This window comes from Pseudoalteromonas sp. SANK 73390 (assembly GCF_054966645.1).
The window spans coordinates 1-417 of record NZ_ARPN01000143.1; the positions used below are offsets into that span (position 1 = coordinate 1).

Genomic DNA, 417 nt, shown 5'->3' on the forward strand with positions numbered 1-417 from the left:
AAGATAATAAAGGTGACACCCACTTTTATTTGTTAAGGCAATAAGGGAGCTTTTTTAAAGTGTTAAATAGAATTAGAGTTACTGTGACCTTAGCTCACTACACTTTGGCTTCAGGTATGAAATCTGCTGGCAACGGTAGTCCAATATCAACGGCAACAATGTTTATAGGATTGTTTTTGTTGATGGATTTTGCATTCTTAAAAGCAGTTTTTGTTACCTTTGTTGGTTGGTCAATATTGCCAGCGTTTGAGTTTGATGCTTATTTGCTAATTCCAATTTATTTTGTGGCTGTAATTTTTAGTGTGAAATTCTTGATACAAGGGAAGAAAAATTATATTTCAATTATTAAAGCGAATAAAATTCATGGTCTGAAGCATGCCAAAAAAGGAATAAACAAGACACCCACTTTTGTTTCTC

At 33.1% G+C, this 417-nt stretch carries 1 protein-coding gene; it reads left to right on the plus strand.

Annotated elements, in window-relative coordinates; translation table 11 throughout:
• Nucleotides 1–59: 59 nt before the first annotated feature.
• A partial coding sequence (locus SANK73390_RS18545; protein WP_462767871.1) for a hypothetical protein occupies nucleotides 60–417 on the plus strand: 358 nt, incomplete at its 3' end.